Source organism: Citrobacter sp. Cf116 (assembly GCF_030336505.1).
Taxonomy (GTDB): Bacteria; Pseudomonadota; Gammaproteobacteria; order Enterobacterales; family Enterobacteriaceae; genus Citrobacter; species Citrobacter freundii.
The window spans coordinates 1-4,126 of the sequence record NZ_JAOWEQ010000037.1 but is presented as its reverse complement, the minus strand read 5'-3'; the positions used below and the strand labels follow the sequence as shown (position 1 = coordinate 4,126).

The window sequence follows — 4,126 nt, the reverse complement described above, 5'->3', positions numbered from 1 at the left end:
CAGCCGGCAAGCGTGGTTCCTGATCCATATGAAAGTCTGCTGTAAATGGTGCTCATTCTGGTCATAGCCTCACCTCCGATTCTTCGGATGGCGCTGTGTGTGATGAAAGGGTCAGGCTTTACGGGCTGGATTTATCAACAAAGCACGTAGCGGATGATTCCCGTGAGCCTGAAATGAAAAAGGCCGCCAACGGCAGCCTCGAATGTAGTTTTATAAAAACTATCCTCTTACAAAGCTAAGAATAATAAAAAGAGTAACTAATTTGTATTTTTGAGATGTGACGGGCGTCAAGAAAAAATTTCTAGTTTGTATGTACCTGACTCTCATCGTTTATACATTACAACAACTTTTGCGTACGCGTTATTTTTTTTATACAATAAGAGAAAAAGGACTTCAAAATGATTTTAGTCATAACTTCAAGCTTCGATAAAACCATTGATTTCATTGAGGATAAACATGATTTTGATGGTTTTTTTAGATTTAATATTGATAAATTTTCAGAATATAAAGTTAGTTATGATTCAGTTGGTTTTGAAATAATCAACTCCGGAAACAAAAAGATAACAGAAAGTCATTGCCAATCCATTTATTATAGAAAACCCACTCCAGAGAAAATATCCGAAAGCATCATAAACCCTATATATCAATCACATATTTACCGTGAAGTTTTTACTTTTTGTGAGGGTATAAGTGAATCATTCCAAGGCACTTGCCTATCAAAACCATCACTTTTAAGAGTAGCAGATAACAAATTATATCAGTTAAAACTCGCAAAAGAGGTTGGTTTTAATATAATAGATCCATTAATTTCAAATGATATATCAAAAGTTATAAACAGCTTGAATAACCCCATTGTAAAACCATTATCATCAGGGTTGATTGAAGCAGGGAATACAAAAGAGTTTGTACAAACAAATATAGTTGATCTTTCAAAGAAAACAGAGAATTTAAAATACTCACCTTGTTATTTCCAAAACTATAAACCAAAAGATTATGAGGTCAGAATCACCATAATTAACGATAAAGTCCATGCTGTTAGAATTGATTCCAAGGACAAAATAGACTGGAGAAAAAAAGATAACCATGTTTCTTACACAAAAATATCCATTCCAGAAGAAATCGAGTTAAAATGCAGCAACTTAATGCTATTACTAAACTTAAATTTTGGTTGTTTTGATTTTATTGTAAATGATGGTGAGTGGTTTTTTTTAGAAATAAATGCAAATGGACAATGGGCTTGGTTAGATATTAAACTGGGACTCGGTATCTCATCCGATATTTTGGATTACCTAAAAAAATGAACAAATCAAATTTAATAAAATTATGGGATTCATTTTTAATATTAATGAATGTTTCACTAATATTTCATGCTTCAATGGACTCAAATTTTGATTCTATTGAAAAGGAATATAAAGCTAAACACGATATTCGCTTTAGCTTATTTTATTTACCTTTGGGAAGTGTGCGATTTTATTTTGTCACCTTTTTGAAAAAACAAAACAATACTCTCCACAGTTTCAAATTTTTTCATCTTATTACGTTTGAAGAAACACAAAACACACTGACTGTTGGTGAGATAGAAAACCGAACTGAGACCTACAGAAAAAATACACTCCTCGGTGCAACTGAAAATGAAAGAATGCAGCAAGAAGAGTATTTAAAACTTAAAATATCGGAGAATCAAATATTCTTATCAAATATATTCAATAAAGCGATGTATCATACAACCATTATAACTGCTTTTGCAGCAGTTCTGGGTTATACGTTTTCTAAATTCCTAGAAGCTAATATTGCCTCACCTCTTCACTACCTTATATGGTATTTAATACTTATAACACTATTCGAAGCGATAAATTTGATATGCTTTTTAAAAAAATCAGTCGAGATTAGAGGTACATATCGTTCAACATTTAAAGATCTTAGAGAGTCAAAGAAAAGTTACGCACTAACAAAATCCTTATATTTTGATTGGCAATCTACAAATCAAGATAGAGATTACTACGCTGGTCTAGCAAGAAACTCAGAACAAACATCTTTAAGAATAATCGTCCTAGGGTTAATTACTCTTTCATTAGTAATGTTATCTTCTTTAAGCAAAGATATATCATTACCTTACCAACAGGAAAAAACAATAATATCCACCACACCTCAAGGATTCTACACAATATGAAACCATATATAATGCAGTATAGTGAAACAATTATTATCAATGACCATGTAATGGATACTATTGACTCAACTAGAAAAACATTTTCTATTGAAAGTGATGATAATGACTATTTAGACACTAGTGTTTGGACTACGATTACAAAGGTCAACGAAGCAACAGATCAAGATTCGATTTTTTTAGTTTCTAATCCACCTCAAAAACAATCTAATTTTGATTACATTGCAACAAGCACTCTCTTAACAGAAAGGACTGAAAATAATGATGATGACTACATTTCATTATCTACTATTATTACTAACGTTACAGAGTCGCAAGACGATGATTATAGTTACTCATAGTCAATAAAAATAAAGCCCTAAGGGGCTTTATTTTATTACGTACAGCATACCATCAAGAAATCCTAACGCTGTTTGCAATTCCTTCCTGACAGTTCCGTCTGAGCATTTTCTTTTTTTAGCGACAGTTCGTAATGATATACCAACTACAAAATGCGCAATTACAAGTTCAAACGCTTCTGGCCTATGCTTTCGTAATTTTGCCACGCATCCATCAATTAAAATACCGTCATCATCATTGCACTGAGCACGTGACTTTTTACCATGTGGAAGTAATCCTTTAAATCCTGCAGCTATAGGTTGCCAGTCTACACCGCTACTGTCAGCGGCAGCCCAAGCGCCCCAACGATCCATCACTTCATACATATCACGCATCAAACATCTCCTTACGCCAGAACGCCAAGCCCATAAGCCCGGTCCAGTACTCTGATAATCATTACCGGCTGAGGTACATGCTTTCGCTCAAACTTCACCGGGTCGTTATGTAGTTCTGTATGGCACCGACGACACAGGGGGATCGCAAAAATATCATGTGCCTTCGTTGCCATCCCTCCCTGCCCCCAGCCAATTAAATGGTGCGGGTCATCGGATGGTTTGCCACAGCATTCGCAGGGTTGTTTTTTAATCCATTCCAGATATCCGGGGGCCATCCAGCGGATCCGCTTTGGGCGTTTCATAAAGGTTTGCGGGGACTCTGGTTCGACCAGAACACCAACTATTGGCTTAACCGCAGGCATCTGCGCTGGTGGCAAGTTCACGGGTATTGTGCTGGCTTTGGCTGTAATGATGCTGGTGGCGGTTACACCCGGTTCGATATCGCATTCATGCATGACTGACTGATAATCTTCCGAAGGAATACGAAGCGCCCGACTGGCTACTGATTCGGGAATTGCGTCGGTAACACCCATACGCACCGCCCACCAGCATAGCTCCGCCAGCGACAGTTCTCTGGAAGGATCCTGATTCAGCGCCACCATAATGCTGTTGATAATCCAGCTAATAACATTACGTCTCGCCAGCTCTGCAAGTTGTTCGCTGTAGTGGTCACGCAAATGGTTATCACAATGCCCACACAGGAGAACCGATCCGGGTTCATGACGCAGAGTGGTTAACTCGTGATAATGGTAATCGCTGTGTGGCCACTGGCAGCAGCTACTGCCAAAGCGCAGAAGCCAGTAATCAAGGCCACTCAAACCACCAGCAGCCTTAATAACTTTTTCATCCAGGAAGAACGGTCGCAGGGACTCGTCACATGCAAGCGGCTGGCGAACGTCAGGAACACGGCCTGCAGGCAAACGCTCCATACCTGCTGGCTGGCTTTCCACCAGCACACGTTCACAACTGAATAATGACATCAGCTCACTGCCCGGCTTGAGCAGCACAATTCCAAGCTCACGCGCAACAACCGGCTTCAGCAGCGCCCTCATTCTGCAATCTCCCCGATAATTATTTGTCCCTTCTCCCCCCATAATTTAGTGACGCGTGAATCCCAGATGTGAGCGTCATCTTCGTAAATGGCATCCATCAGGGCTTTCATCATGTTGTCGAAATCAGGTTTAGCCTGGTGTGGTTTACCGTTGAACTCAGCCCGTTTCTTTTTGCTCCAGCTCGCTGGCATCGG

General features: G+C 38.8%; 6 protein-coding genes and 1 pseudogene. 3 read left to right on the top strand and 4 right to left on the bottom strand.

Annotated elements, in window-relative coordinates; genetic code table 11:
• Positions 1 to 65, bottom strand: a pseudogene (locus OGV74_RS23280) (holin); the annotation flags it as partial.
• Positions 66 to 398: 333 nt separating this feature from the next.
• On the opposite strand from OGV74_RS23280, the gene OGV74_RS09355 reads away from it, so the two are divergent.
• Genes OGV74_RS09355 through OGV74_RS09345 form a run of 3 tightly spaced genes read left to right on the top strand, consistent with a single transcriptional unit; the run spans position 399 to position 2,508 of the window.
• Positions 399 to 1,301: an MvdC/MvdD family ATP grasp protein gene (locus OGV74_RS09355; protein ID WP_047357963.1), complete on the top strand. Its 903-nt coding sequence runs from the start codon at positions 399 to 401 to the stop codon at positions 1,299 to 1,301.
• Positions 1,298 to 2,170, top strand: coding sequence for a hypothetical protein (locus OGV74_RS09350; protein WP_135107955.1), 873 nt, complete (start codon positions 1,298 to 1,300; stop codon positions 2,168 to 2,170). The genes OGV74_RS09355 and OGV74_RS09350 overlap by 4 nt, the downstream gene beginning before the upstream one ends.
• On the top strand, positions 2,167 to 2,508 hold the full coding sequence (locus OGV74_RS09345) for a hypothetical protein (protein WP_286520709.1): 342 nt from the start codon (positions 2,167 to 2,169) through the stop codon (positions 2,506 to 2,508). Before OGV74_RS09350 ends, OGV74_RS09345 begins: the two co-directional genes overlap by 4 nt.
• A 27-nt stretch (positions 2,509 to 2,535) precedes the next feature.
• Here the strand turns inward: OGV74_RS09345 and OGV74_RS09340 are convergent, their stop codons facing one another.
• The 3 genes from OGV74_RS09340 to OGV74_RS09330 form a co-directional block, all read right to left on the bottom strand.
• Positions 2,536 to 2,880 carry an antiterminator Q family protein gene (locus OGV74_RS09340; RefSeq protein ID WP_047357960.1) on the bottom strand — a complete coding sequence of 115 codons (345 nt, stop codon included), beginning with the start codon at positions 2,878 to 2,880 and terminating at the stop codon, positions 2,536 to 2,538.
• A gap of 11 nt (positions 2,881 to 2,891) precedes the next feature.
• Positions 2,892 to 3,932, bottom strand: a complete 1,041-nt coding sequence (locus tag OGV74_RS09335) for a DUF968 domain-containing protein (protein WP_286520705.1) — start codon at positions 3,930 to 3,932, stop codon at positions 2,892 to 2,894.
• On the bottom strand, positions 3,929 to 4,126 hold a 198-nt coding region (locus OGV74_RS09330; RefSeq protein WP_286520687.1), incomplete at its 5' end, for a RusA family crossover junction endodeoxyribonuclease. The genes OGV74_RS09330 and OGV74_RS09335, both read right to left, overlap by 4 nt.

Bases quoted from the DNA above. Each gene is read 5' to 3' on its own strand.
- OGV74_RS09340 (WP_047357960.1), bottom strand. From the start codon at position 2,880: ATGCGTGATATGTATGAAGTGATGGATCGTTGGGGCGCTTGGGCTGCC.
- OGV74_RS09335 (WP_286520705.1), bottom strand. From the start codon at position 3,932: ATGAGGGCGCTGCTGAAGCCGGTTGTTGCGCGTGAGCTTGGAATTGTG.
- OGV74_RS09345 (WP_286520709.1), top strand. From the start codon at position 2,167: ATGAAACCATATATAATGCAGTATAGTGAAACAATTATTATCAATGAC.
- OGV74_RS09350 (WP_135107955.1), top strand. From the start codon at position 1,298: ATGAACAAATCAAATTTAATAAAATTATGGGATTCATTTTTAATATTA.
- OGV74_RS09355 (WP_047357963.1), top strand. From the start codon at position 399: ATGATTTTAGTCATAACTTCAAGCTTCGATAAAACCATTGATTTCATT.